Source organism: Sphingomonas phyllosphaerae, from assembly GCF_029623345.1.
Taxonomy (GTDB): Bacteria; Pseudomonadota; Alphaproteobacteria; order Sphingomonadales; family Sphingomonadaceae; genus Sphingomonas; species Sphingomonas phyllosphaerae_C.
The window spans coordinates 47283-70985 of the sequence record NZ_JAPYKH010000010.1 but is presented as its reverse complement, the minus strand read 5'-3'; the positions used below and the strand labels follow the sequence as shown (position 1 = coordinate 70985).

At 71.0% G+C, this 23703-nt stretch carries 20 protein-coding genes; 11 read left to right on the top strand and 9 right to left on the bottom strand.

The features are described 5' to 3' along the window. Positions 1–24: 24 nt before the first annotated feature. Together QBJ89_RS11460 and QBJ89_RS11455 are read right to left on the bottom strand one after the other, a co-directional pair. Positions 25–294, bottom strand: coding sequence for a hypothetical protein (locus tag QBJ89_RS11460; protein WP_277980633.1), 270 nt, complete (start codon positions 292–294; stop codon positions 25–27). A gap of 147 nt (positions 295–441) precedes the next feature. After that, positions 442–2739 carry a putative bifunctional diguanylate cyclase/phosphodiesterase gene (locus QBJ89_RS11455; protein ID WP_277980632.1) on the bottom strand — a complete coding sequence of 766 codons (2298 nt, stop codon included), beginning with the start codon at positions 2737–2739 and terminating at the stop codon, positions 442–444. 170 nt (positions 2740–2909) lie between these two features. Between QBJ89_RS11455 and QBJ89_RS11450 the strand changes: the two genes are divergently transcribed. Next, positions 2910–3701: a DUF1206 domain-containing protein gene (locus tag QBJ89_RS11450; RefSeq protein ID WP_277980631.1), complete on the top strand. Its 792-nt coding sequence runs from the start codon at positions 2910–2912 to the stop codon at positions 3699–3701. A gap of 28 nt (positions 3702–3729) precedes the next feature. Here QBJ89_RS11450 and QBJ89_RS11445 read toward each other — a convergent pair whose 3' ends face one another. Continuing rightward, the gene (locus QBJ89_RS11445; RefSeq protein WP_277980630.1) at positions 3730–3963 is read right to left on the bottom strand and encodes a hypothetical protein; all 234 of its coding nucleotides are present in this window, start codon (positions 3961–3963) and stop codon (positions 3730–3732) included. Positions 3964–4113: 150 nt separating this feature from the next. On the opposite strand from QBJ89_RS11445, the gene QBJ89_RS11440 reads away from it, so the two are divergent. Continuing rightward, positions 4114–5724 carry an FAD-dependent oxidoreductase gene (locus QBJ89_RS11440; protein ID WP_277980629.1) on the top strand — a complete coding sequence of 537 codons (1611 nt, stop codon included), beginning with the start codon at positions 4114–4116 and terminating at the stop codon, positions 5722–5724. Between the two features lie 144 nt (positions 5725–5868). Here QBJ89_RS11440 and QBJ89_RS11435 read toward each other — a convergent pair whose 3' ends face one another. The 3 genes from QBJ89_RS11435 to QBJ89_RS11425 all read right to left on the bottom strand — a co-directional run bounded on the left by QBJ89_RS11435 (position 5869) and on the right by QBJ89_RS11425 (position 9917). Next, a complete protein-coding gene (locus tag QBJ89_RS11435; protein WP_277980628.1) occupies positions 5869–6468 on the bottom strand; it encodes a hypothetical protein in 600 nt (199 codons plus the stop codon). A gap of 43 nt (positions 6469–6511) precedes the next feature. Further along, positions 6512–7519: an NAD-dependent epimerase/dehydratase family protein gene (locus tag QBJ89_RS11430; RefSeq protein WP_277980627.1), complete on the bottom strand. Its 1008-nt coding sequence runs from the start codon at positions 7517–7519 to the stop codon at positions 6512–6514. Between the two features lie 136 nt (positions 7520–7655). Further along, positions 7656–9917 (bottom strand): glycosyl hydrolase, encoded by a 2262-nt coding sequence (locus QBJ89_RS11425; protein ID WP_277980626.1) that lies wholly within the window; start codon positions 9915–9917, stop codon positions 7656–7658. A 282-nt stretch (positions 9918–10199) separates the two neighbouring features. Between QBJ89_RS11425 and QBJ89_RS11420 the strand changes: the two genes are divergently transcribed. Genes QBJ89_RS11420 through QBJ89_RS11400 form a run of 5 tightly spaced genes read left to right on the top strand, consistent with a single transcriptional unit; the run spans position 10200 to position 14338 of the window. Then, the gene (locus tag QBJ89_RS11420; RefSeq protein WP_277980625.1) at positions 10200–11111 is read left to right on the top strand and encodes an ATP-grasp domain-containing protein; all 912 of its coding nucleotides are present in this window, start codon (positions 10200–10202) and stop codon (positions 11109–11111) included. After that, positions 11108–12124: an LLM class flavin-dependent oxidoreductase gene (locus QBJ89_RS11415; RefSeq protein ID WP_277980624.1), complete on the top strand. Its 1017-nt coding sequence runs from the start codon at positions 11108–11110 to the stop codon at positions 12122–12124. The genes QBJ89_RS11420 and QBJ89_RS11415 overlap by 4 nt, the downstream gene beginning before the upstream one ends. Continuing rightward, complete coding sequence (locus QBJ89_RS11410; protein WP_277980623.1) at positions 12121–12849, top strand: methionine ABC transporter ATP-binding protein; 729 nt, start codon at positions 12121–12123, stop codon at positions 12847–12849. The genes QBJ89_RS11415 and QBJ89_RS11410 overlap by 4 nt, the downstream gene beginning before the upstream one ends. After that, positions 12846–13511, top strand: a complete 666-nt coding sequence (locus tag QBJ89_RS11405; protein ID WP_223011485.1) for a methionine ABC transporter permease — start codon at positions 12846–12848, stop codon at positions 13509–13511. Before QBJ89_RS11410 ends, QBJ89_RS11405 begins: the two co-directional genes overlap by 4 nt. 8 nt (positions 13512–13519) lie before the next feature. Further along, positions 13520–14338 (top strand): MetQ/NlpA family ABC transporter substrate-binding protein, encoded by an 819-nt coding sequence (locus tag QBJ89_RS11400; RefSeq protein WP_223011484.1) that lies wholly within the window; start codon positions 13520–13522, stop codon positions 14336–14338. Positions 14339–14559: 221 nt separating this feature from the next. On the opposite strand, the gene QBJ89_RS11395 is transcribed toward QBJ89_RS11400, so the two are convergent. The 3 genes from QBJ89_RS11395 to QBJ89_RS11385 form a co-directional block, all read right to left on the bottom strand. Then, the gene (locus QBJ89_RS11395; RefSeq protein WP_277980622.1) at positions 14560–14691 is read right to left on the bottom strand and encodes a hypothetical protein; all 132 of its coding nucleotides are present in this window, start codon (positions 14689–14691) and stop codon (positions 14560–14562) included. A gap of 45 nt (positions 14692–14736) precedes the next feature. Next, the gene (nhaA, locus tag QBJ89_RS11390; RefSeq protein WP_431522533.1) at positions 14737–15891 is read right to left on the bottom strand and encodes a Na+/H+ antiporter NhaA; all 1155 of its coding nucleotides are present in this window, start codon (positions 15889–15891) and stop codon (positions 14737–14739) included. Positions 15892–16338: 447 nt separating this feature from the next. Then, positions 16339–17235, bottom strand: a complete 897-nt coding sequence (locus QBJ89_RS11385) for an NAD(P)-dependent oxidoreductase (protein ID WP_277980620.1) — start codon at positions 17233–17235, stop codon at positions 16339–16341. A gap of 181 nt (positions 17236–17416) precedes the next feature. Between QBJ89_RS11385 and QBJ89_RS11380 the strand changes: the two genes are divergently transcribed. The 4 genes from QBJ89_RS11380 to QBJ89_RS11365 all read left to right on the top strand — a co-directional run bounded on the left by QBJ89_RS11380 (position 17417) and on the right by QBJ89_RS11365 (position 23572). Further along, positions 17417–19885, top strand: coding sequence for a PAS domain S-box protein (locus QBJ89_RS11380; protein ID WP_277980619.1), 2469 nt, complete (start codon positions 17417–17419; stop codon positions 19883–19885). Between the two features lie 310 nt (positions 19886–20195). Further along, positions 20196–20498, top strand: coding sequence for a hypothetical protein (locus QBJ89_RS11375; RefSeq protein WP_223011480.1), 303 nt, complete (start codon positions 20196–20198; stop codon positions 20496–20498). 12 nt (positions 20499–20510) lie between these two features. Next, on the top strand, positions 20511–22268 hold the full coding sequence (locus QBJ89_RS11370) for an ABC transporter permease (protein ID WP_277980618.1): 1758 nt from the start codon (positions 20511–20513) through the stop codon (positions 22266–22268). Between the two features lie 11 nt (positions 22269–22279). Further along, complete coding sequence (locus QBJ89_RS11365; protein WP_277980617.1) at positions 22280–23572, top strand: ABC transporter ATP-binding protein; 1293 nt, start codon at positions 22280–22282, stop codon at positions 23570–23572. Positions 23573–23703: the final 131 nt, after the last annotated feature.

Here is a 23703-nt window from a genome sequence, read left to right as displayed (position 1 = left end):
GCCGACGTCGCGTCGACCGCGGGATCAGATCCCGTTGGACAGATTGGTGTCGGCGTCGTGCGTGCGCATGTCGTCGGCCTTGTTCTCGCCAGTGGCGCGCACGGCGTCGGCCTTGTTCTCGAGCGCGTCCTCGGCGTTGTCGGTGGTGGCGTTGTCCGCCATCTCCTCGAGATTGTCCGCGACCGACTCGGCATTGGCCTCGATATTGTCGGCGGCCTGCTCGCGCGGGCTGGAGTTGCACGCGGCGAGCGACACCAGCCCGAAGGCGGCAACGGCGGTGACAAGCTTCTTCATGGCATTCCCCTCTGGTCGATCCGAAGTCGCGGAAAATAATCGTCGACGATTCGGATTGTTCCACTGCCGCACCGGTCGGCCGCCAGCGCGCGGCGGCGTTACTCCCTCTGCGCCGCTTCTTCTCTCGCACACGACGAGGGATGTCGCCTATGCCGCCGCTTCCACGCGCCCGCCGAGCAGCGCCGCGAGTGCGCCGGACGGCACGGCGGCGGAGAACAGGAAGCCTTGCAGCTCGTTGCAACCGGCATGTTCGAGGAAGGCGCGCTGCTCGCGCGTCTCCACGCCTTCGGCGCTGACCGCCAGCCCCATCGCTTGGCCTAGCCGCACGACCGCCTGGATGATCGCGGCGGCGTCGGCGCTCTCGCCCAAGCGGCGGGTGAAGCTCTGGTCGATCTTGATCTTGTCGACCTCGAACTTGCTGAGATAGCCGAGGCCGGAATAGCCCGTGCCGAAATCGTCGAGCGCAATGCGGAAGCCGGCGTGTCGCAGCGCTGCCAGCGCGTCGTGTACCGCGTCGTCATCGTCGAGCAGGATGCTCTCGGTCACCTCCAGCTCGATCTGCTGCGGGCGCGCGCCGGCATGGCGCACGATCTCGATCAAATCCGCCGCGATGCCACGGGCACGGAACTGCACCGGTGAGAGGTTGACCGCGATCGACAGCGATGGCCAGGCGCGCGCCACCGCGCAGGCGTCGCGCAGCACCCAGGCGCCGAGCTCGTGGATCAGCCCGGTTTCCTCCGCGATCGGGATAAAGGCATCGGGCGCGAGCAATCCGCGGTCGGGGTGATGCCAGCGCACCAGCGCCTCCAGCCCGATCACGCGACCTCCATCCGCGTTCATGCGTGGCTGGTAATGGACCATCAGCTCGCGCTGCGTCGCGAGGGCGCGCCGCAGGTCGTGCTCGATCGCGCGGCGCATCTTGACGCTCTCGTCCATGTCCTCCGTGAAGAAACAGTGACCGTCGCGGCCCCCCGCCTTGGCGCGGTACATCGCGATATCGGCCATTCGCATCAGCTCGGAACGATCGCCGCTGCAGCGCGGGTGGCAGGCGATACCGATGCTCGCGCCGATGAAGACGTGCGTGCCCAGCACCGTGAACGGCTCACGCAGCGCCGCCACCATCGCGCCCGCGAGCGCGCCTACCGCTTCCTCGTCGGCGCGCGTGCTGACCAGCACCGCGAACTCGTCGCCGCCGAGCCGCGCCACCAGGTCGCCGGCGCCGATCAGCGCCTGAAGCCGTGCCGCGACCAGCTGGATCAATTGATCACCGCCGAGATGCCCGAGCGTGTCGTTGACCTGCTTGAAACGGTCGAGATCGATCAGCAGCACTGCGTGCACTCCCTCGTCGGGCGCGTGCGCCAGCAGCTGGTCGCCGGCCTGATTGAAGGCGGCGCGGTTGGGCAGTCCGGTCAGCGTATCGTGATAGGCGAGATGGTGTGCCTGCGCCTCCTTGGCCTGGAGCGCGAGATGCGCCGCGTTGAGCTTCGCAAGCGAGCGGGAGTCGCTGCGCACCAGCTTGAAGACGCTGGCGATCAGCGCGGCGAGCGTGGCCAGCAGCGCAACCAGCGCGGCGAGCGCGCTCGGCGCCATGGTGCGCCACACTGCCGCGCCGGGCCGGTCGGGTCGCCACAGCAGATAGCCGACACGCTGGCCGCGGCTCGACACCAGCGTCAGCGCCTGCTCGCCTGGCGCGAGGCGCGGCGACCCGCTCAGCCGCGCGCCCGCGACGAGCTGGATGCGCGCCAGCCGCTGGACGAAACTGGTGTCGAGATACCGCGCGCTTACCAGCAGCGGCGCGCCACCCTGCGGCGTGGGCGTGCCCGGGTCCTCGGTGATGATCCGCATCACGCTCATGATCGCCGGGCGGCCGTCGATCGCGACCAGGTCGGTGGCATGGACCGCGCGGGGCGAGGTGCGCACGGTCGAGCCGGGCGGCAGCGCGCGCCCGGGTAGCCGCTCGTGCGGGTTCGGCGCGGCGTGCGCCTCACCGCGAACGGCACGGACCAGCGGCGTAGCGGCGACGGCGAGCGCGGCGTAGTCGGCGGGGGTGCGTCGCACGCCGTCGCGCATCAGATAGGTCGGATGGCCATCGCCGGCGAGGATCGCGTCGGCGTCGTGCGCAAAGACATAGCTGAGCCATACCCCGACATTCTCGTCGACCCAGGTCCAGTCGGGCGCGCTCTTGCGCAGCTCGAGCGTGAGCGGCGTCCAGATCCCGACCCCGGACTGGCTCTGCGCCAGCTCGTCGAGCGCGGCGTCGACCGCGAGCTGCACCTCGCGCTGCTGCCGCTCGATCGAGACGCGATCCGCCTGCGCCGCGGCCGAGCGCAGCGCGGAGACCGCGAAGCCGGTGAGGCCGAGCGCGAGCAGCAGCACGGGCGCGACTACCGCGGCGATAAAGCGCGGACCGAAGCGTGCGGACGAGGGACGATCGCGTGATGGCACTGCGCAACTCCTCGCCGTTTCTTACGGGCTCTGCCCTCGACAAACCGTTAACGGTCATCAGTGATCAAGGAATAAGAAGCTGGTTTTCCTACGAGTTTGACTTGACCGGTGTGGGCTGTCGGGCGGGAACGGTGCGGTGTCTCTGCTGTTTGATCAGGGATAACGGGGGGATGCGGATGAACACGGGCGCGCGATTGACGACACTCACTCGGCTGGGCTTCGCGGTGCGCGGCGCGCTGTACATCGTGATCGCTTTGTTGATCCTGCGGACTGGTCGCGCTGAGGATCCCGCCGGCGCATTGGCCTATCTGGGCGAGGGAGGCGGGCGGCTGTTGCTCGGCCTGATGGCGGCCGGGCTGCTCGGCTACGGCATCTGGCGTCTCGCCGACGCGGTGCTCAACATCGAGCGCCACGGCAGCGATCGCAAGGGCGCGCTCGAGCGCATCGGCGCGGCGGCGAGCGGTGCGGTGCACCTGTTCCTTACCTGGCAGGCGGCGCAGCTGATCCAGGGTGTTGCGCGCGCGGGCGACGGGACCGAGCAGGGTGCGCGCACCGCGCTGGCACTGCCCGGCGGCGGCGCGTTGGTGATGCTGGGTGGGGCGCTGCTCGCCGCGGTTGGCGTGGCGCAGCTGGCGAAGGCGGCCAAGGGCAGCTTCCTGCGCTACCTCGATCCTGCGGTGGCGTCTAAGCGTTGGGCGCGCTGGAGCGGGCGCGCGGGCTATGCCGCGCGGGGTGCGGTGTTCCTGATCAGCGCCTGGTTCCTCGTGCGAGCCGGGTTCGAGGCACGCGCGAGTGCAGCGGCTGGGATGGCCGAGGTGCTCGCCTGGCTGGAGCGGCCGTTCGACATGGTGGTGGCGTCAGGGCTACTCGCCTTTGGGCTGTTCGGCCTCATCGAGGCACGCTTCCGCCGCCTCCACGACGTACCCGTCGACGGATTGATGCGCCGCGCCACCGCGCGATGACACGCGTTCGACCGAGCGCGCGACGCGCTCAGCCCAGCGTGCGCAGCGTCGCATCGAGCAGGTCGACGCCGCGCCGCGTACGCGCCAGCTGCGCCTCCAGCTCGCGCTCATAGGCCGCGAGCTCCGCGATCGAGCGGTGGTCGTGCAGCATGGTCGCGACGCGGCGTACGCGGCGCAGCTCGCGGTCCAGCAGCGCGCCGGCCGCGAGCGCGTCGATCATGGAAGAGGCGGGGGCAAGCGCGGGCACGTCGGTCTCTCGCATCGGGGAGCGTCGGGCCTATCCCGCAGATGATGCGCGCGGATGGCGCTTTGTTGCAGCTTTGTCGCGCGATTGTCGCAGCCGACCCGTTGCGGCGCTCAGCGGCGCTCGCCATCATGCGCGTCACGGGGCAAGCGCGGCGGAGGGCAGACCATGGAGACCATCGGGCGCGACCTGCGCGAAATGCAGCGCGTGCCGCTCCACCCCGAGCATGTCGCCGCGATCCGCGCCGCCGGGGCCGCGCGCCAATACGCCGCGGGCGCCTATCTGGTCCAGCCCGGCGACCCGGTGGAGAGCTTCGTCTACGTCGAGGACGGCGAGATCGAGGTGGTCAACAGCTTCACCGGCGAGCGCCATGTCCCCTCCACGCTGGGGCCGACCCAGTTCATGGCGGAGATCGGCTTCCTCAGCGGCGGCAGCTGGTCCATGGCGATGCGTGCCGCGCGCGACACGCGCGTGGTGGAGGTGCCGCGCGCGCGCATGCTCGAGCTCATGGCGCAGGTGCCCGAGATGTCGGACATCATCATCACTGTGCTCGCGGCGCGGCGCCGGCGCCAGCTCGAGTCGCACGACAGCTCGCTGGTGCTGCTCGGCGAGGAGCAGGATCGCGGCGTGCGGCGCGTCGCCGACTTCGCCGCGCGCAACCGCATCCCTTATACCAGCTACGCGCTCGGCACGGCGGACGCGACGACGGTGGCGACGAGCTGCGCCGTCGGCGCCGATCGCCCGGCGGTGATCTTCGGGCGCGACCGCGTGGTGACCGATCCCACCCCCGAGAAGGTCGCCAAGCTGCTCGGGCTCAGCCGCGAGTTCGTCGATGACGAGGCGGTCGACGTGCTGGTGGTCGGCGCGGGGCCGGCGGGTACCGCTGCAGGGGTCTATGCCGGCGCCGAGGGGCTGGGCGCGCTGGTGGTGGAGGACACCGCGATCGGGGGGCAGGCGGGCACGTCGAGCCGGATCGAGAATTACATGGGCTTCCCCACCGGCATCTCGGGCGCGGACCTGGTGTGGCGCGGCGAGGTGCAGGCGATGAAGTTTGGCACGCGCTTCGCCATGCCACTGCGCGTCGCCGCGCTCGACCGGCTTGAGGACGGCCAGTTCTGTGCCACCTTCGACAACGGCCAGCGCGTCCGTGCGCGCGCGGTGGTGGTGGCGACAGGGGTGCAGTACCGCCGGCTGCCGATCGACCGCCTCGCCGAGTTCGAAGGCAGCGGCATCTATTATGCCGCGACCGAAAATGAGGCGCGCTTCTGCCGCGACGCCCAGGCGATCGTGATCGGTGGGGGCAATTCGGCGGGACAAGCGGCGATGTACCTCAGCCGGGTGGCGCGGCACGTGCGGCTGCTGGTGCGCGGCCACTCGCTCGCCACCTCCATGTCGAACTATCTTACCAGCCGGCTTGAGGCCGACCCGGCGATCTCGATCGATTATGGCGCCGAGCTGGTCGCGGTCCACGGCGGCGACGCACTGGAAGCGGTGACCATCCGCCAGGACGGTGCCGAGCGCACGGTCGACACCTGCGCCACCTTCGTGATGGTGGGTGCGGCACCCAATACCGGCTGGCTCGAAGGGCTGGTCGCGCTCGACGACAAGGGTTTCGTGTTGACCGGACGCGCCGCCGGTGGCGCGAGCTCCTACGCCACCTCCTGCCCCGGTGTGTTTGCAGTGGGGGACGTGCGCGCGGGGTCGGTCAAGCGCGTGGCGTCCTCGGTCGGCGAGGGATCGGTGGTGATCTCGCAGCTGTGGTCGTACTTAAACGAGTGAGCGGCCGCGGTGCTCGTAAGCTTGTGCCGCAGCGGAGGTCGGGGCCCAGGTGCGAGGACCGTCGTGGGGCTCGCCACCGTGATCCAAGTGGGCCCCGGCCTTCGCCGGGGTACGGCAGATGGATCGATCGCACGCCGATCCCGCTCAGCCCGCGGCGCCAACTCCCGGCACGCAGGCCCGCAGCTGCTCCACCCGATCGCCGCCGTCGCCCCGCGTAAGCACCGAGAGCGCGCGGCAGGTGCGCGCGCCATCGGGCTCGGCCGCGCCCGCGACGACGAAGCCGTGCGCGCCGCCGGGCTGGTGCCATTCGGTCATGTCGCCGCTGCGCAGCGCCTCCGCGACGGCCGCTGCACGGTTCGCCGCACCAGGCAGTACCTCTGCCGGCACGTCGGACGGAGTGGCGCTCGGCGTCGGGCGGGGGATAGCGTGGCGCGCGGGGTACGACGGTGCCGTGGACGCGTGGCGCGGCGCCGAGGCCGTAACGCGTTCGGGCACCGGCACGCTCACCGAATAACTCGCGCGCGGCGGCAGCTTGGTCGCGGCGACCGCGAGTCCGCCGAGGCCGGTCGCGGCCGCGGCGGCGAGCAGCGCCGGCCACAGCCGCCGGCGCGGGCGGGCCAGAGCGGGCAGCGTCGTCATCGCCACCTCGCGCGTGATGCGCAGCGGCCCCAGCTCGATCGTGGTGCGCCGTACCAGCCCGGTCATCGTCGTCGGCGCTATTCGCCTGTCAGTCTCGCGTGCCATCGCGCCACCATCGCGCGCGCGCGGCGCGCTGACAAGCCGCGGCTCAGCCGCGCCGCGCGCGATAGCCCTTGTACCACTCGACCCACCGGGGGATCCCGACCGCGATCGGCGTGGTCGGGTGGAAGCCGAGGTCGTCGCGGATCGCGGTGAGGTCGGCATAGGTCGCCGGTACGTCGCCGGGCTGCATCTCCTTGTCGACACGGATCGCCTTCTGCCCGCATGCCTCCTCGATCAGCGTGATCAGCGTCTCCAGCTCCTCGGCCTTGTTGTTGCCGATATTGTAGATGCGGTGAGGCGAGACGCTGCCGCCCGCCTTCGTCTGGCCATCGTCGGCGGGCGGGTGGTCCAGCGCGGCGACGATGCCGGTGACGATGTCGTCGATATAGGTGAAGTCGCGCCGCATGTTGCCGCCGTTATAGACCTCGATCGGCACACCCGAGAGGATCTTGTCGGTAAAGCCCCATACCGCCATGTCAGGCCGGCCCCACGGCCCGTAGACGGTGAAGAAGCGCAGCCCCGTCTGCGGGATGCGATAGAGATGCGCGTAGGTCTCGCTCATCAGCTCGTCCGCCTTCTTGGTGGCGGCGTAGAGTGAGATCGGGAAGTCGACGCGCTGCTCGACCCGGAACGGCAGGTCGGGGCTGGTGCCGTACACCGAGGATGAGGAGGCGTAGACCATCTGGTCGACGCGGCGCGCGCGCGCTAGCTCGAGCATGTTGACGTGGCCGGCGAGGTTGGACGCGACATAGGCGCGCGGGTTGCTCAGCGAGTAGCGCACGCCCGCCTGCGCGCCGAGATGGACGATGCGCTCGATCGCGGTGCTGTCGAGCGCGGCGTCGATCGCCTGATGATCGCTGAAGTCGAGCTGGTGAAAGGTGAAGCGCTCAGCGCCGCCCGCCGCGGTGATCGCCTCGAGCCGGTCGCGCTTGAGCTGCACCGGATTGTAGTCGTTCAGATTGTCGATGCCGACCACGGTGTCGCCGCGCGCGAGCAGCCGTCGCGCGACATGACTGCCGATGAAGCCGGCGACGCCGGTGACCAGAACCTGCATGATCGTCCCCCAATCCCTGCCGATGCCTTCCCCGATATCTGGGCGGGTAGCAACTGCCCAGGAGGGGAGCGCGAAAGAGAGGACCGGGCCGGCGCGCGCCGACCCGGTCCTCCTCTCCCCCTTCAGCGCGGTCGGCTCACACGAAGTGGAAGCCGGCGTCGGTCTTGAGCAGGTGCGCCATGTCGAGCCCCTCGAGCAGCACCGAGCTGCCCGAGTCGATCGTCACCATCACGCCGTCGTGATCCTGCGTCACCGTGGCGACCTTGCCGCCCTTGAGCAGCCCGGCGAGATCGAGCGTGTCGCCCGCGCCGAAGTCGGTGATCGTGGCATGGCCTGCCTTGGCGAAGACGAACGTGTCGCTGCCGCCGCCGCCGGTGAGCACATCGTTGCCGCCCATGCCGTTGAGCACGTTGTTGCCGCTGTTGCCGATCAGCGTGTTGGCCTGGCCGTTGCCGGTGGCGTTGAGGTTCGCCGTGCCGGTGAGCGACAGCGTCTCGACGAAGCTGCCGGCGAGGCTGTAGCTGACCGAGGCGTAGATCGTGTCGTTGCCCTGCGCCGCGCCCTGCAGCTCCACCACCTTGTCGCCGATATTGTCGACGTAATAAGTGTCATTGCCCGCGCCGCCGGTCATCACGTCGGCGCCGCCGCGGCCGTCGAGCACGTTGTTGCCGGTGTTGCCGAACAAGGCGTCGGCTTGGTCGCTGCCGAAGCCGGACAGATCGGCCTTTCCGGTGAGGCGTAGCGTCTCAACGTTGGTGCCGGCGAGATCGAAGCTCACCGAAGCATAGACGGTGTCGTTGCCCTCGCCGACGTTCTCGACGACACGGTCGCCGATGTGATCGACATAATAGGTGTCGTTGCCGAGTCCGCCCACCATCAGATCGGCGCCGCCCTTGCCGTCCAGCACGTTGTTGCCGACGTTGCCATACAACGCATTCTCCTGGCTGTTGCCGGTGGCGTTGATGTCGGCGGTGCCCGTCAGCTGCAGCGTCTCCACGAAGGTGGCAGCGAGATTGAAGCTTACCGAGGCATAGACGGTGTCGTTGCCCTGATATTGCGCCTCGATCACTTTGTCGCCGGCGTTGTCGACGTAATAGGTGTCGTCGCCGAGCCCGCCCGCCATCGTGTCGGCGCCGGCGCGACCGTCGATCACGTTGTTGCCGTCATTGCCGGTGATCTTGTCCGCACCCGCGCTGCCATAGGCCTTCAGGTCGACGGTGCCGGTGAGGCGCAACGCCTCGACGTTGAGCCCCGCCATGTCGAAGTCGATCGACGCCTCGACCGTGTCATAGCCCTCGCCCGCCTTCTCGATCACCTTGTCGCCGACATTGTCGACGCGGTAGGTATCATCGCCGGTGCCGCCGGTCATCTTGTCGGCGCCGGTGCCGCCGTCGAGCAAGTCGTTGCCAGCGCCACCGTTGAGCACGTCGTCGCCGGCGCGGCCGTGAAGGAAGTCGTTGCCCGCGCCGCCCGAGAGCGTGTCGTTGCCGGCATGGCCGATCAGCATGTCGACGCCGCTGCCCCCGCTGCGGTTCACCACCGTGGTGTCATTGGCAAAGGGGTCGATGCCTTGGCCGAAGATCGCCTGAAAGACTTTGCCCGCGTTCGGATACTGGCCGTCGGAGAGGCGGCCCTTGAAGTCGGCGTTCGAGTTCCAGTAATTCTGGTAGGTAATGTTGTGGTCCTCGAACCACTGCGCCGCCATTTCGATGAAGGCGCCCGACGTGTCCGAGTTGACGCCCCACTCGCCGATCGCAGTGGGCTTGCCGTGCGCGTCGGCGAAATCCTGCTGCCACTGCAGGCCGTAGGGCTGATTGACGAAATAGTTGAACGCCGCGACCGGGTCCTTGGGATCCCACTGCGTGTTATAGTAGAAGTCGAGTCCGATCACGTCGACGTACTTGTCGCCCGGATAGACCGAGGCGACGTCCATGCCCTGGCTGCCGATGTTGGGCGTCCACTCGAACACGAACTTGTCCGAGACCGAGCGGAAGGTGTCGACGAACTGCTGGAACGCGCCGACATAAGCCTTCTCGTGTCCGTTGGCGGACCAGGGGAACCAGCCGTTGCCGTTCATCTCCCAGCCGAGCCGAATATGGATCTTGTCGTCGTCGCCGGCGATCGCGGCCATGTCCTTGGCAAGCGTGCGATAGTTGTTGTTGTACTGGCCCTTGGCGGCGTTCTCCAGGGTCGCGCCCCAGGGGATCAGGCCGATCGACCATTTGATGTCGACGTCGGCGCCGGCGACCTGCTGCGCGATCCACTTCGGCGACTCGTTGAAGTCCCACCAGCTGCCGAAGCCGCCGACCAGCTGGATCGCGTCAAGGTGACTGTTAAGCCAGGCTGCGTTCTGCGTGACCGAGTTCATGCTGTTGTCGATATAAACGGAGTTCTGCATTGTCGTCGCCCAATCCAGAGGTGATCTGATGGGACGGCTATTACGGGACGAGCATGGAAAGCTTCGTCACCGAACGAGGTTAAGTGCAGATTACTGGTAAACGAGCGTCAATGTTTTGCAGCACTCCGGCGTGACACTAGCGAAATGGTGCTGCCCCGTCCAAGTGACCAGTGCTCAGACTGGCGATCCGGTCCAAGCCGAGCTACGGCGTCGGCAAGGCGAACTATGCCGCCAGCGCGGGGCGTGCGCGCTAGCCCTCGCCGCTCGCGTGACCAGGACCATATGACCGACCTCACCATCCTATACGAGCACCCGCAATGGTTCCGCCCGCTCTTCGCCGCGCTCGATCGCCGCGGCATCGGCTATGACGCGGTGCACGCCGACGGTCTCGCCTTCGACCCCGCCGGCGCGGCGCCCTCGCCTTTGGTGTTCAACCGCATCGCGATGTCGAGCTTCCTGCGCTCGGCCGAACACCCGATCTTTCACGCGGCGGCAGCGCTGGCGCACTGGGAGTCGCGCGGCGCGCGCGTGCTCAACGGCGCCGCCGCGCTGGCGATCGACTCGTCCAAGGCGCGCCAGCTCTCGCTGATCGCCGGGCTGGGACTCGCCATCCCCGCCACGCGAGTCGTCCACCGCGCCGCCGACCTGCCCACCGCCGCGGCGGATCTGCGCTTCCCGATCGTGGTCAAGGCGAACATCGGCGGCTCCGGCGCGGGGATCACGCGCTACGACGATGCCGAAGCGCTCGCCGCCGCGGTGGCGGAGGGCGGCGTGACCGACAGCATCGACCGGGTGCTGCTCGCGCAGGAATATGCGCCGACGCGCGGCGGCACGATCACGCGCGTCGAGACGCTCGGTGGGCGCTATCTCTACGCCATCGCGGTCGACGGCGGCGGCAGCTTCGACCTGTGCCCCGCCGACGCCTGCACCGTTCCCGGCCGCGCGAGCGTGACGATGACGCGAGTCGAGCCCGACGCCGCCACGATCGCCGCGGTCGAGGCGATCGTGCAGAAGGCAGGGATCGACGTCGGCGGGGTCGAGCTGCTGATCGACGACCGGGACGGCGTGGCCCGCTTCTACGACATCAACGCGCTCTCCAACTTCGTCGCCGACCCGCTCAATGTGCTGGGCTGGGACCCGCACGAGCGGCTGGTCGACTGGCTGGCCGAGCGGCTGCTAGAGGCACGCGCGTGAGATACGGCTATTGGACCCCCGTCTTCGGCGGCTGGCTGCGCAACGTCCCCGACGAGGGTATGGACGCGACCTGGGGATACACGCGCGATCTCACCCGAAACGCCGAGCGCTGGGGCTATGACCTCACTCTGATCGCCGAGCTCAACCTCAACGACATCAAGGGGATCGACCAGCCCGCGCTCGACGCCTGGTCGACCGCCGCCGCGCTCGCCGCGGTGACAGAGACGATCGAGCTGATGGTCGCGGTGCGCCCCAATTTCCACCACCCCGCGCTGTTCGCCAAGGCGGCGGCGAACATCGACCGGATCGCGGGCGGGCGGCTCGCGCTCAACGTCGTGTCGAGCTGGTGGGCGGACGAGGCGCGGCAGTACGGCCTCCAGTTCGACCAGCACGACGACCGCTACGCGCGCACCAGCGAGTGGCTGCGGGTCGTCAACGGGCTGTGGACCGAGGAGCGCTTCAGCTTCGCGGGCGACTTCTACCAGACCGAGGCGGCGATCTGCGCGCCCAAGCCGGCCAAGCGCCCGACCGTCTATGCCGGCGGCGAGAGCGAGAAGGCCAAGGCGATGATCGCGGCGCAGTGCGACGCGTACGTGATGCACGGCGACCCCGCCGCCGCGATCGCGCCCAAGATCGCGGACATGCGCGCGCGCCGCGCGGCCGCGGGCGGCACGCCGATGCAGTACGGCATGGCGGCCTATGCGATCGTGCGCGACAGCGAGGCCGAGGCGAAGCGCGAGCTGGAGCGGATCACCACCGTCGCCGAGCTGCCCGTGGGCTACGCCAATTTCGACCAGTGGCTGTCGGGCACGCAGCTGGAACGCGAGCTCAAGCTGCAGGAATATGCGGTCTCCAACCGCGGGCTGCGCCCCAATCTGGTCGGCACGCCCGAGCAGCTCAGGGAGCGGATCGCGGAATATGAGGCGGCCGGGCTCGACCTGCTGCTGCTCCAGATGAGCCCCCAGGCGGAGGAGATGGAGCGCTTCGCCGCGCAGGTCATGGGTACCGCATGATCGCGCTCGAGCGCGTGTCCAAGACCTTCCCCGACGGCACGCTCGCGCTCGACGAGGTGACGCTGGAGGTGCCGCGCGGCGCGGTGTTCGGGGTGATCGGTCGCTCTGGCGCGGGCAAGTCGACGCTGCTGCGGCTGCTGAACGGGCTGGAGCGCGCGAGCGCGGGCGAGGTGCGCGTCGACGGCGCGGCTTTGTCGACGCTCGACGCCGCCGGGCTGCGCGCGCTCCGGCGGCGCGTCGGCATGATCTTCCAGTCGTTCGGGCTGCTCGCCAACCGCACCGTCGCGGGCAATGTCGCGCTGCCGCTCGAGCTCGCCGATGTCCCCCGCGCCGAGCGCGACGCGCGCGTGGCCGCGCTGCTCGCGCGTGTCGGGCTGGCGGACAAGGCCGGCGCGTACCCGGCGCGGCTCTCGGGCGGGCAGCGCCAGCGCGTCGGCATCGCGCGCGCGCTCGCCACCCGGCCCGACATCCTGCTGTGCGACGAGGCGACCAGCGCGCTCGATCCCGAGACGACGCGATCGGTGCTCGCGCTGCTGGGCGAGCTCAACCGCGAGCTGGGGCTGACGATCGTGCTGATCACGCACGAGCTCACGGTGGTGCGCGCGATCTGCGACGAGGTGGCGGTGATCGACCGCGGGCGCGTGGTGGAGAGCGGCGCGACCGACGCGGTGCTCGGCGACGCGCGCCACGCCGCCACGCTGGCGCTGCTGGGCGAGGCGGCGTGAGCGGCTGGTTCGGCAACTTGGTGTGGGGCGACATCGCGGTCGCGACGCGCGACACGCTGGTGATGCTCGGCGCCTCGCTCGCGCTGACGATCGTGCTGGGCGTGCCGCTCGGCGTGCTGCTGTTCCTCACCGATCGCGGCCGGCTGGCCGAGCGGCGCTGGCTCAACCGCGCGGCGGGGGTGGTGGTCAACGTGCTGCGCTCGATCCCGTTCGTCATCCTGCTGATCGTGATGATCCCGCTGACGCTGCTGCTGGTCGGCACCTCCCTCGGCGTCGCGGGCGCGATCCCGCCGCTGGTGGTCGGCGCGGCGCCCTTCTACGCGCGGCTGGTCGAGCAGGCGCTGCGCGAGATCCCGCGCGCCACGATCGAGGCCGCGCAGGCGATGGGGGCGACTCGCTGGCAGATCGTCACGCGCGCTTTGCTGCCCGAGGCGCTCCCTGGGCTGGTCTCGGGCGCGACCGTCACCGCGGTGGCGCTGGTCTCCTTCACCGCGATGGCGGGGGTGGTCGGCGCGGGCGGGCTCGGCGACCTCGCGATCCGCTACGGCTATCAGCGTTTCCAGACCGACGTGATGCTCGTCACCGTCGCCTTGCTGGTGGCGCTGGTGCAGCTTCTCCAATGGGGCGGCGACGCGCTGGCGCGCCGGCTCGACCACCGCTGAGGCCCGACATGATCCCCCTCCTGCTCGACCGCCGCCTGCTGCTCGTCACGCTCCCCGCGCTGCTCCTCGCCGCCTGCGGCGGGGGCGGGAGCGCCGGCAAGAGCGACGGCGCGACGCTCACCGTCGCTGCCACCGCGGTGCCGCACGCCGAGATCCTCGCGCAGGTGAAGCCGCTGCTGGCGAAGGAAGGCGTCACCCTAGAGGTGCGGGTGTTCAACGACTATGTCCAGCCCAACCTCCAGGTCGACCAGGGCCAGATCGACGTCAATTACTTCGAGACCAAGCCGTATCTCGACCAGTTCAACCGCGAGCGCGGGACCAAGCTGGTGCCGATCGCGGGCGTCCACGTCGAGCCGCTCGGCGCCTATTCGCGCCGATGGAAGACGCTGGCGCAGCTGCCACAGGGCGCGAGCGTCGCGATCCCCAACGAGCCGAGCAACGGCGGGCGCGCGCTCCAGCTGCTCCAGAAGGCGGGGCTGATCCGGCTCAGGAATCCGGCCGACCCGCTCGCCACGATCCGCGACGTCGCGAGCAACCCCAAGGCGCTGCAGTTCCGCGAGCTGGAGGCGGCGACGCTGCCGCGCGTGCTGGGCGAGGTGGATCTGGCGCTGATCAACACCAATTACGCGCTCGACGCCAAGCTCAACCCGGTGCGCGACGCGCTCGCGATCGAGGACAAGGACTCGCCCTACGTCAACTATCTCGTCGGCCGCCCCGGCAGCGCCGACGACCCGCGCGTGCGCAAGCTGGTGGCGGCGCTGCGCAGCCCGGCGACGCGGGCGTTCATCGAGACGACGTACAAGGGCGCGGTGCTGCCCGCGTTCTGAGTGGGTGAGGCGGCGCCGCAGCGCTGATCGCTTACCGCGACACTCACCTTGGACGTCAATTCCCGCGCGGGCGGGAATCCAGTTGCACGGACAATGCGGCTCATGCGCGCCAGCGCGTCCGGATCCACGCCTACGCGGGGATGACGGAGGGGTAGGGAGGCGTCCCCTCCATCGACTGAGCTACTCGTCCTCGACCGAGCGGCTCCGCCCGGCGGTTCGCCTCAGATCACGTCGCCTGCGTAGAACAGGATGCCGATGCTCGCGACCAGCAGGAAGGCGAGATAGATCAGCCCGCCGCGGATCTTCACGCCCGATTTGCCGAAGGTCTGGTCACCGTGGTCGTCGTGCCGCATGGTCGCTCTCCCGCGCCGGATTGGCTTCGTAACTCGCTGTAAGCGCTAACGATCCGTCCGGGGAGCGGCGAGCCGCAGCAGCAGAAAGCCGCCCGCGCCCGAGAGCAGCGAGCCCGCCAGCACGCCCAGCTTGGCCTCGGCCTGGAGCAGCGGCGCGTCGGCGAAGGCGAGCAAGGTGATGAAGATGCTCATCGTGAAGCCGATCCCGCACAGCAGAGCGACGCCGAGCAGCTGCGTCCAACCGGCGTGCACGGGCAGCTCGGCCAGCCGCAGCCGCACCGCCGCGGCGGCGAAGCCGAACACGCCCGCCACCTTGCCGAGCAGCAGCCCCGCCGCCACCCCCAACGTCACCGGCGCGGCGAGCGCGCCCGGCGGCAGGCCCAGCACCGGCACCGCGGCGTTGGCGAGCGCGAACAGCGGCAGGATCAGGAAGGCGACCGGCGCGTGCAGCCGATGCTCGAGCCGGCACAGCGGGCTGCGCTCGCGCCCGTGCTGCGCGGGGATGGTGAAGGCAAGCATCACCCCCGCGAGCGTCGCATGGGCGCCCGAGCGCAGCACCAGCCACCAGAGCAGCACGCCGAGCAGCAGATAGGGCGTCAGCCGGGTCACGCCCGCGCGGTTGAGCAAGGCCAGCACGACCAGTACCACGCCCGCGCCGGCGAGGTAGGGCAGCGCCAGCGCACCGGTGTAGAACAGCGCGATGATCACCACCGCGCCGAGGTCGTCGATGATCGCCAGGGCGGCGAGAAAGACGCGCAGCGAGGCGGGCACGCGCTCGCCGAGCAGCGCGATGACGCCGAGCGCGAAGGCGATGTCGGTCGCCGCCGGGATCGCCCAGCCTTGGGTGGCGCCGCCGCGGTTGATCGCGAGGTAGAGCAGCGCGGGCGCCGCCATCCCGCCCGCCGCGGCGATGCCGGGCAGCAGCCGGCGCGACCAGGAGGCGAGCTGGCCGTGCAGCGTCTCGCGCTTGATCTCCAGGCCGACGAGCAGGAAGAACACCGCCATCAGCGCGTCGTTGATCCAGGCCTCCAGCGCGAGCGGGCCGACCGGGGCGTGGAGGAGCGCGGCATAGCCGGGACCGAGCGGCGAGTTGGCGAGCAGCAGCGCGAGCAGGGCGGCGGCGATCAGCACCGCGCCGCCGGCGGCCTGGCCGGTGAGGAAGCGGCGCAGCGCGCTGGCGCGCGCACGGGGCAAGTGGATCGGCTGGGTGATGGCGCGGACTCCGGGCAGGCGTCGACGCGCTGGCGGCCCGACCAGCGCGAGAACCTGCCCGCGCGCCGGGGCGGCGCGGACACCCGCCGCTGGTATCGCATCGGGTGCCGCGGGAGGCAAGGGTGGGCCGTGCTCCGGTGGACGCCGGAGTCTAGGGTCGCGAGCGGCCCGGCTGTGGTCCTGGGCTCCTGCATGCGCAGGAGCAAGTCAGTGACGCCGACGAGGTCGTGCTAGCGTGACAGGGCGCAGCGCTCGCCTTCTTCCGTCATCCCGGACGTGGCGCGGGATCCACCGGGCCCGCGCTCTCCGGTCGGGATGCTCGCGGCACGGTGGATCCTGAGACAAGCTTAGGATGACGGCAGCGACGGGTATCGTCGAGCCAGGGCTCGCCAACGTGTCCGCTTGGCTTGGCCTTCCGAACCTATGACGGCCCGCTCAGGCGATCGCCGACACCGGCGGCTTCCCCGCCAGCCAGGCGTCGAGGTTGGCGAGCACCAGCGCCTCCATCGCCGCGCGCGCTTCGCGCGTCGCGCTGCCCTGGTGCGGCGCCAGCACCACCTGCGGCAGCACGCGCAGCGCCGCGGGCACGTGCGGCTCGTCGGCGAAGACGTCGAGGCCAGCGCCCGCGATGACGCCGCGCTCCAGCGCGCTCACCAGCGCCGCTTCGTCGACCAGGCTGCCGCGCGCCACGTTGACCAGCACGCCGCCTGCGCCGAGCGCACCCAGCACCGTCGCGTCGACCGCGCGCTGGGTCGCGGCACCGCCTGGCGCGGCGAGGATCAGCACGTCGCTCGCCGCCGCCAGCGCCGCGATGTCCGGCAGCCGCTCATAGGGCACCTGCTTGGCGGAGCGCGCGCAATAGCCGATCCAGCCGGCGAAGGGCGCCGCGCGCGCCGCGATCGCGCGGCCGATCTGCCCCAGGCCGAAGATGCCGACGCGCCGACCGGTCGCGCGTCGTGCCAGCGGCACGCCCCAGCCGCCGTCGCGCACCGCGCGGTCGTTCGCCACCACGGCGCGTTCGACCGCCAGCCACAAAGCGAGCGCGAGATCGGCGACGTCGTCGGTCAGCACCTCGGGCGTGATGGTCACGCGCACGCCGCGCGCGCGCGCGGCGTCGAGGTCGACGCCGTCGTGGCCGACGCCGTGAATCGCGACGATCTCGAGCGCGGGCAGCCGCTCGCAGTCGGCCGCGCCCCAGCGCAGCGAGCCGCCGCCGACGACGGCGCGCGTCGTCGCCGGCGCGGTGCCGCGGTGGAGCGTGAAGCGCTCGGCCAGCGCGGCCTCGAGCGTGGCGGACTGGGACTGGGCGAGGAAGAGGTCGGGTCTGGCCATGCGCCTGCGATAGACGGGATTGCTCCTCGCTGCATCGTGTTCCTGCGCCCGCGGAAATCCAGGGTGGCAGAGCGATGCGCCCGCGACCCTGGGCTCCTGCCTTCGCGGGAGCACGCTGACGGTGCGAACGCTGTGCCGGGCGGTATCTTTGCCGCCGCTCCCGCGTTAACGCGATAGACCCATGATCTCCGCCCTCTACCGTGACCCGGCCGAGCTGCCCGCGCCGCTGCGTTTCCTCGCCGGGGGCGGGCGCGCCACCGAGCTGATCCTCGCGCGCGACTGGACCGACCATCCGCTCGGCGGACCCAGCGACTGGCCCGAGGCGCTCAAGGCGACGCTGAGCACGGTGCTCAACTCGCCCGAGTCGATGATCCTATGCTGGGGCGCGGAGGAGCTCAGCTTCTTCTTCAACGAGACCTATTTTCCGTTGCTCGGGCCGCGGCTGGCCTGGGCGATGGGGGCGCCGTTCCGCACCGTCTGGGCCGACGCCTGGGCGCAGGCTCGGCCGATCATCGACGACGCCTTCGCCGGGCGCAGCCAGCGCTTCACCGATCTGCCGTGGAAACTCGACACCGACCGCGGCCAGGCTGACACCTGGTTCACCTTCTCCTACTCGCGCATCCTCGATTCGAGCGGCTCGGTCGCCGGCCTCTTCATCTTCACCAACGAGACCACCGCGCGCGTGCTGGGTGACGCCGCGCTGCGCCAGAGCGAGGAGCGGCTCCGGCTGGTGATCGAGGGCGCGCGCGACCATGTCATCTTCACCACCGACGCGGGCGGCGTGATCACCAGCTGGTCGGCGGGCGCGCAGGCGGTGCTCGGCTGGACACCGGAGGAAGCCGTGGGCCAGCCGGGGTCGATGATCTTCACCGCCGAGGATCGCGCCGCCGGTGCCGACGTGCGCGAGATCGCCGGCGCCGCACGCGATGGCTGCGCCCCTGACGAGCGCTGGCACCTGCGCCGCGACGGCACGCGCGTGTTCCTGAACGGCTCGATCCACCCCTTGCCCGTCGACGCACAGGGACAGGAGCGCGGCTTCATCAAGATCGCGCGCGACGAGACCGCGCGCTGGGAGGCGCAGCAGGAGCTGGAGCGGCTCAACGCCACGCTCGAGCAGGAGGTCGCGGCGCGCACGGCCGATCGCAACCGGCTGTGGCAATTGTCGTCGGACATCATGCTCGTCGCAGGCTTCGACGGCACGATCGAGGCGGTCAACCCGGCGTGGACGCGGGTGCTGGGGTGGGCCGACTATGAGCTGATCGGCCGGCCGATCTTTGCCTTCGTTCATCCCGACGACCTCGACGACACGTACGCCGCCGCGTCGGGGATCGGTGCCGGCCAGGCGTTCGCGCGCTTCGACAACCGCTACCGCCACCGCGACGGCAGCTACCGCGACATCGTCTGGGCGGCAGGTCCGGGTGACGGCAAGATCATCGCGGTCGGCCGCGACGCCACCGAGGAGAAAGCGCGGACGGCAGCGCTCGCGGCCGCCGAAGGGCAGCTGCGCCAGGCCCAGAAGATGGAGGCGGTGGGCCAGCTCACCGGCGGGCTGGCGCATGACTTCAACAATCTGCTGACCGGCGTGATGGGCAACCTCGAGCTGATGCAGACGCGGCTGGCGCGCGGGCGGCACGACGACCTCGAGCGTTTCGTCCTTGCCGCGCAGGGCGCCAGCCGCCGCGCCGCGTCGCTGACCCAGCGGTTGCTGGCCTTCTCGCGCCGCCAGACGCTCGATCCGCGGCCGACCGACGTCAACCGGCTGATCGCGGGGATGGCGGAGCTGTTACAGCGCTCGATCGGCCCGACCCGCGCGATCGAGGTGGTCGCCGCGCCCGGTCTGTGGACCGCGATGATCGACGCCACCCAGCTGGAGAGCGCGATCCTCAACCTCGCGATCAACGCGCGCGACGCCATGGCCGAGGGCGGCCGCGTGACGATCGCGACCGCCAACCGCTGGATCGACGAGTCGGACGCGCGCGCGCTCGAGCTGGAGCCCGGCGCCTACCTCAGCGTCGCGGTGAGCGACACCGGCACCGGCATGGCGCCCGAGACGGTGGAGCGCGCCTTCGAGCCCTTCTTCACCACCAAGCCGATCGGCCAGGGCACCGGGCTGGGTCTGTCGATGATCTACGGCTTCGCGCGCCAGTCGGGCGGGCAGGTGCGGATCGACTCGGCGCCGGGCGCGGGCACCACGATCACCATCTACCTGCCGCGCCACGCCGGCGCGGCGCTCGGCGGCGAGGAGGAGGGCGTCGGCGACACCGCCGCGGCGGTGCGCGGCGCGACCGTGCTGGTGGTCGACGACGAGACCACGATCCGCCACCTGATCGACGAGGTGCTGGAGGAGCAGGGCTATACCGTGATCGGCGCGGCCGACGGGGCGGCGGGGCTGAAGGTGCTCGGCTCGGACGCGCCGATCGACCTGCTGATCACCGATGTCGGTCTGCCCGGCGGTCTCAACGGCCGTCAGGTCGCGGACGCCGCGCGCGCGCTGCGCCCAGGGCTCAAGGTATTGTTCGTGACGGGCTACGCCGAGAATGTCGCGGTCGGCGGGGGGCATCTCGAGCCGGGCATGGAGCTGCTGACCAAGCCCTTCACGATGCACGCGCTCACCACCAGGGTGGCGGAGATGCTGGGGGCGACGGGCTGAGCGCGGGCGTGCGGGCGGCGAGGCGCGGCCCGCACGCTCATATCGGGTAGGAAGCCGGCGCGCGCGGGGGTTGATCCGCGGCGCGACAGGCGTAAGGGCCACGCCATTCGCGCGCTCCCGCGCGACTCGGAGAAACGCGCACCGATGCCCCGATCTAGTCCCTTGTCCGACGACGGAGACAGTCGAAGCACCCGCTTCGCCGTCACCGCACGTCAGCGCACGGGTCCGTCGGTGGCTCGCGAGGTCGGCACGCGCTGACCTGAGCCGACCGCCGCCGGGTCCCGTCACCGGAACCCCGATGGAGGTCGCCATGACCCGATATGACCCGCGCGCCGTGGTGCGCTCGCCCGAGTTCGATGTCCCTTGCTGCGATGAGCATCGTGTTCCTGCGCACGCAGGAACCCAGGGCCACGAGCGTGATCGCCGGCGTTCGCCGGAGCACGGCACCGCCGGGATCGCGCCCGCCTACCACGACCACGGCAAGGGCCAGCGCCTGCTCGCGCAGCGCGCCGCGGCGCGCGGGCGCGCGATCCGCGCCGCGCTCGCCGCCGTGCCGCTCCATCGCGCGCGCCTGCTGCGCGCGATGGTGGCGGCGCACCGCCGCGCCGCCTGACGCGACCGCCCGATGCTCTCCCGCCCGCTCGGCCGCGCCGCGACGCCGCCGGGGACCCGCCGCGTCGCGCTCGGTTGGCCCGATCTCGCGCTCTTCGCGCTGCTCGCCGGGCTCGGCGCCGCGGTGGCGGCGGGCGCGCACGACGCCGTGGAGCCGCTGCGCCGCCTCCAGCTCGAGCCGATCACGCTCGATCCACGCGCGCTGCCCTATTACGCGCTGCTCACCACGCTGCGGCTGTTCGCCGCGCTGGCGGCGTCGCTGGTGTTCAGCGTGGTGGTCGCCACCGCTGCCGCCAAGAGCCGCCGCGCCGAGCTGGTGATCGTCCCCGCGCTCGACATCCTCCAGTCGGTGCCGGTGCTGGGCTTTCTCACCTTCACCGTCACCGCCTTCATGGGGCTGTTCCCGGGCAGCCGACTCGGGGTGGAGTGCGCCGCGATCTTCGCGATCTTCACCAGCCAGGCGTGGAACATCGCGCTGAGCCTCTACCAGTCGCTGCGCCAGGTGCCCGACGACCTGGCCGAGGTGGCGCGCGGCTTCGGCCTGTCGCCGCTGCGCCGGCTGCTGCGCGTCGAGCTGCCGTTCGCCGCGCCGGGGCTGGTGTGGAACGCGATGCTGTCGATGTCGGGCGGCTGGTTCTTCGTCGTCGCGTCGGAGGCGATCAGCGTCGGGCGGACTCAGGTGATGCTGCCCGGCATCGGCTCCTGGCTGGGAGTGGCGATCGAGCGGCGCGATCTCGGCGCGGTCGCGCTGGCGGTGGCGACCATGGCGGCGGTGATCCTGCTCTACGACCAGCTCGTGTTCCGCCCCGCGATCGCCTGGGCCGATCGCTTCCGCGTCGAGCAGACCGCGAGCGTCGCGCCGCCGCGTTCCTGGCTGTTCGATGTGCTGCGGCGCGCGCGGCTGCTCCCCGCGCTGGTGGCGCCGTGGCGTGCGCTGGCGGCCGCGGTGCTGCTGCTCGATCCGGCGCCGCGCGGCGCTCCCCAGCACCGGGCTTTCGACGCGCGCGACGCCGCCGAACGGCGCGCGGCACGGTCGCAGCGGGTCTGGCAGGTCGCGGTGGCGCTCGCCGCGGCGGGTGCGGCGCTGCTGGCGGTGCGCTATCTGGCGGCGCGGCTGAGCCTCGCCGACGCGCTGCTGGTGGTGCGGCTCGCGCTCTACACGCTGGTGCGCGTGGCGGTGCTGATCGTCGCGGCGAGCCTGGTCTGGGTGCCGGTGGGCGTGTGGATCGGGCTCCACCCGCGCTGGACCGCCCGCGCGCAGCCGGTGGCGCAGTTCCTCGCGGCCTTCCCCGCCAACGTGCTGTTCCCCGTCGCGGTGGTGCTGATCGTGCACTGGCACGCCGACCCGGATATCTGGCTGACCCCGCTGATCGGGCTCGGCACGCAATGGTACATCCTGTTCAACGTGATCGCGGGCGCGAGCGCGATCCCGAGCGACCTGCGCGAGGCGGGGCGGCTGTTCGGGCTCAGGGGATGGGCATGGTGGCGGCGGCTGATCCTGCCCGCGATCTTCCCCTCCTACGTGACCGGCGCGCTGACCGCGAGCGGCGGCTCGTGGAACGCCAGCATCGTCGCCGAGGCGGTGAGCTGGGGCCACACGCGGCTGACCGCGGCGGGGCTGGGCAGCTATATCGCCGAGGCCACCGCGGCGGGCGACGAGGCGCGCGTGCTGCTCGGCATCCTGGTGATGTCGGCGCTGGTGATCGCGATCAACCGGGCGCTGTTCCGCCCGCTCTATCGGCTGGCCGAGCGCCGGCTGCGGCTGTCGTGAAGGAGGCGCGCATGGCGCAGCACAACCCACCGCTCGTCATCGTCGAGGCATTGAGCCACCGCTACGGCGGCAGCGAGGGGCCGCCGATCCTCGACGACGTGGCGCTCACGGTGCACGAGCGCGAGGTGGTGGCGCTGCTCGGCCGCTCCGGCTCGGGCAAGTCGACGCTGCTGCGCTCGATCGCTGGGCTGGTGACACCCGACTCCGGGACGTTGCGCTTCATGCCGGCCGCGGACGGGCGCGCGCGCTCGGTGGCGATGGTGTTCCAGTCGTTCGCGCTGATGCCGTGGCTGACCGTGCTGCAGAACGTCGAGCTCGGGCTCGAGGCCAAGAAGGTACCCGCGGCCGAGCGGCGTCGACGCGCGCTCGCCGCGATCGACCTGATCGGGCTCGACGGCTTCGAGAACGCCTTCCCGCGCGAGCTGTCGGGGGGCATGCGCCAGCGCGTCGGGCTCGCGCGCGCCCTGGTGGTGGAGCCGTCGCTGCTGCTGATGGACGAGCCGTTCTCTGCGCTCGACGTGCTCACCGCCGAGACGCTGCGCAGCGACCTGATCGAATGGTGGGGCGACGGGCGGCTGGGCATCGCCGCGGTGCTGATCGTGACGCACAATATCGAGGAAGCGGTGCTGATGAGCGACCGCGTGCTGGTGCTCTCCTCCAATCCCGGCCGCATCGTCGCCGAGTTCCGCATCGACCTGCCGCAGCCGCGCGACCGGCTCGATCCCGCCTTCCGCGATCTGGTCGAGCGGATCTACGCGCGCATGACCGAGCGCGCCGTCCCCGCACCGGGGGACGCGCAGGCCGTGCCCCCGCAGTTCGGTCGTCCGCTCGCGCCGGTCTCGGTCACCTCGCTCGCCGGGCTGATCGAGGAGGTGGAGGCAGCGCCGTTCGATGGCCGCGCGCCGCTGGCCGATCTGGGCGACACGCTCCAGCTCGAGGTCGACGAGCTGTTCCCGATCGTCGAGACGCTCCAGCAGCTCGGTTTCGTGACGCTGGCGGAGGGCGACGTGACGCTCACCGGGGCGGGCGCCGCCTTCGCGCAGGAGGATATCGACCAACGCAAGGCGATGTTCCGCGCGGCGCTGCTCGCTCATGTGCCGCTGGCGGGGGCGATCCGCGCCGCGCTGGACGAGCGCGCCGGCCACCAGGCGCCGGCGCGGCTGTTCCGCGACGGACTGGAGGAGGCGCTGTCGCCCGACTTCGCCGACGACACGCTGCGCGCGGTGACCGAATGGGGCCGCTACGCCGAGCTGTTCGCCTATGACGAGGCGGGCGACTTGTTCACGCTCGACGATCCGGGCTGAGCCGCGGCGCATAGCCGGACTTGGCGGGCGGCAAGATAAGCACGCCCTCCCGCGACAACGCCGCGCCACCGCTTTCCTATGAGACGCTGACGTGCCGCGCCGCGCGTCAGGGGGATAGCAGCGTCGCGGCC

Coding starts and splice junctions, on each gene's coding strand:
- QBJ89_RS11460 (WP_277980633.1), bottom strand. CDS start 294: ATGAAGAAGCTTGTCACCGCCGTTGCCGCCTTCGGGCTGGTGTCGCTC.
- QBJ89_RS11450 (WP_277980631.1), top strand. CDS start 2,910: ATGCGGATGAACACGGGCGCGCGATTGACGACACTCACTCGGCTGGGC.
- QBJ89_RS11445 (WP_277980630.1), bottom strand. CDS start 3,963: ATGCGAGAGACCGACGTGCCCGCGCTTGCCCCCGCCTCTTCCATGATC.
- QBJ89_RS11440 (WP_277980629.1), top strand. CDS start 4,114: ATGGAGACCATCGGGCGCGACCTGCGCGAAATGCAGCGCGTGCCGCTC.
- QBJ89_RS11435 (WP_277980628.1), bottom strand. CDS start 6,468: ATGGCACGCGAGACTGACAGGCGAATAGCGCCGACGACGATGACCGGG.
- QBJ89_RS11430 (WP_277980627.1), bottom strand. CDS start 7,519: ATGCAGGTTCTGGTCACCGGCGTCGCCGGCTTCATCGGCAGTCATGTC.
- QBJ89_RS11425 (WP_277980626.1), bottom strand. CDS start 9,917: ATGCAGAACTCCGTTTATATCGACAACAGCATGAACTCGGTCACGCAG.
- QBJ89_RS11420 (WP_277980625.1), top strand. CDS start 10,200: ATGACCGACCTCACCATCCTATACGAGCACCCGCAATGGTTCCGCCCG.
- QBJ89_RS11410 (WP_277980623.1), top strand. CDS start 12,121: ATGATCGCGCTCGAGCGCGTGTCCAAGACCTTCCCCGACGGCACGCTC.
- QBJ89_RS11400 (WP_223011484.1), top strand. CDS start 13,520: ATGATCCCCCTCCTGCTCGACCGCCGCCTGCTGCTCGTCACGCTCCCC.
- QBJ89_RS11395 (WP_277980622.1), bottom strand. CDS start 14,691: ATGCGGCACGACGACCACGGTGACCAGACCTTCGGCAAATCGGGCGTG.
- QBJ89_RS11385 (WP_277980620.1), bottom strand. CDS start 17,235: ATGGCCAGACCCGACCTCTTCCTCGCCCAGTCCCAGTCCGCCACGCTC.
- QBJ89_RS11380 (WP_277980619.1), top strand. CDS start 17,417: ATGATCTCCGCCCTCTACCGTGACCCGGCCGAGCTGCCCGCGCCGCTG.
- QBJ89_RS11375 (WP_223011480.1), top strand. CDS start 20,196: ATGACCCGATATGACCCGCGCGCCGTGGTGCGCTCGCCCGAGTTCGAT.
- QBJ89_RS11370 (WP_277980618.1), top strand. CDS start 20,511: ATGCTCTCCCGCCCGCTCGGCCGCGCCGCGACGCCGCCGGGGACCCGC.
- QBJ89_RS11365 (WP_277980617.1), top strand. CDS start 22,280: ATGGCGCAGCACAACCCACCGCTCGTCATCGTCGAGGCATTGAGCCAC.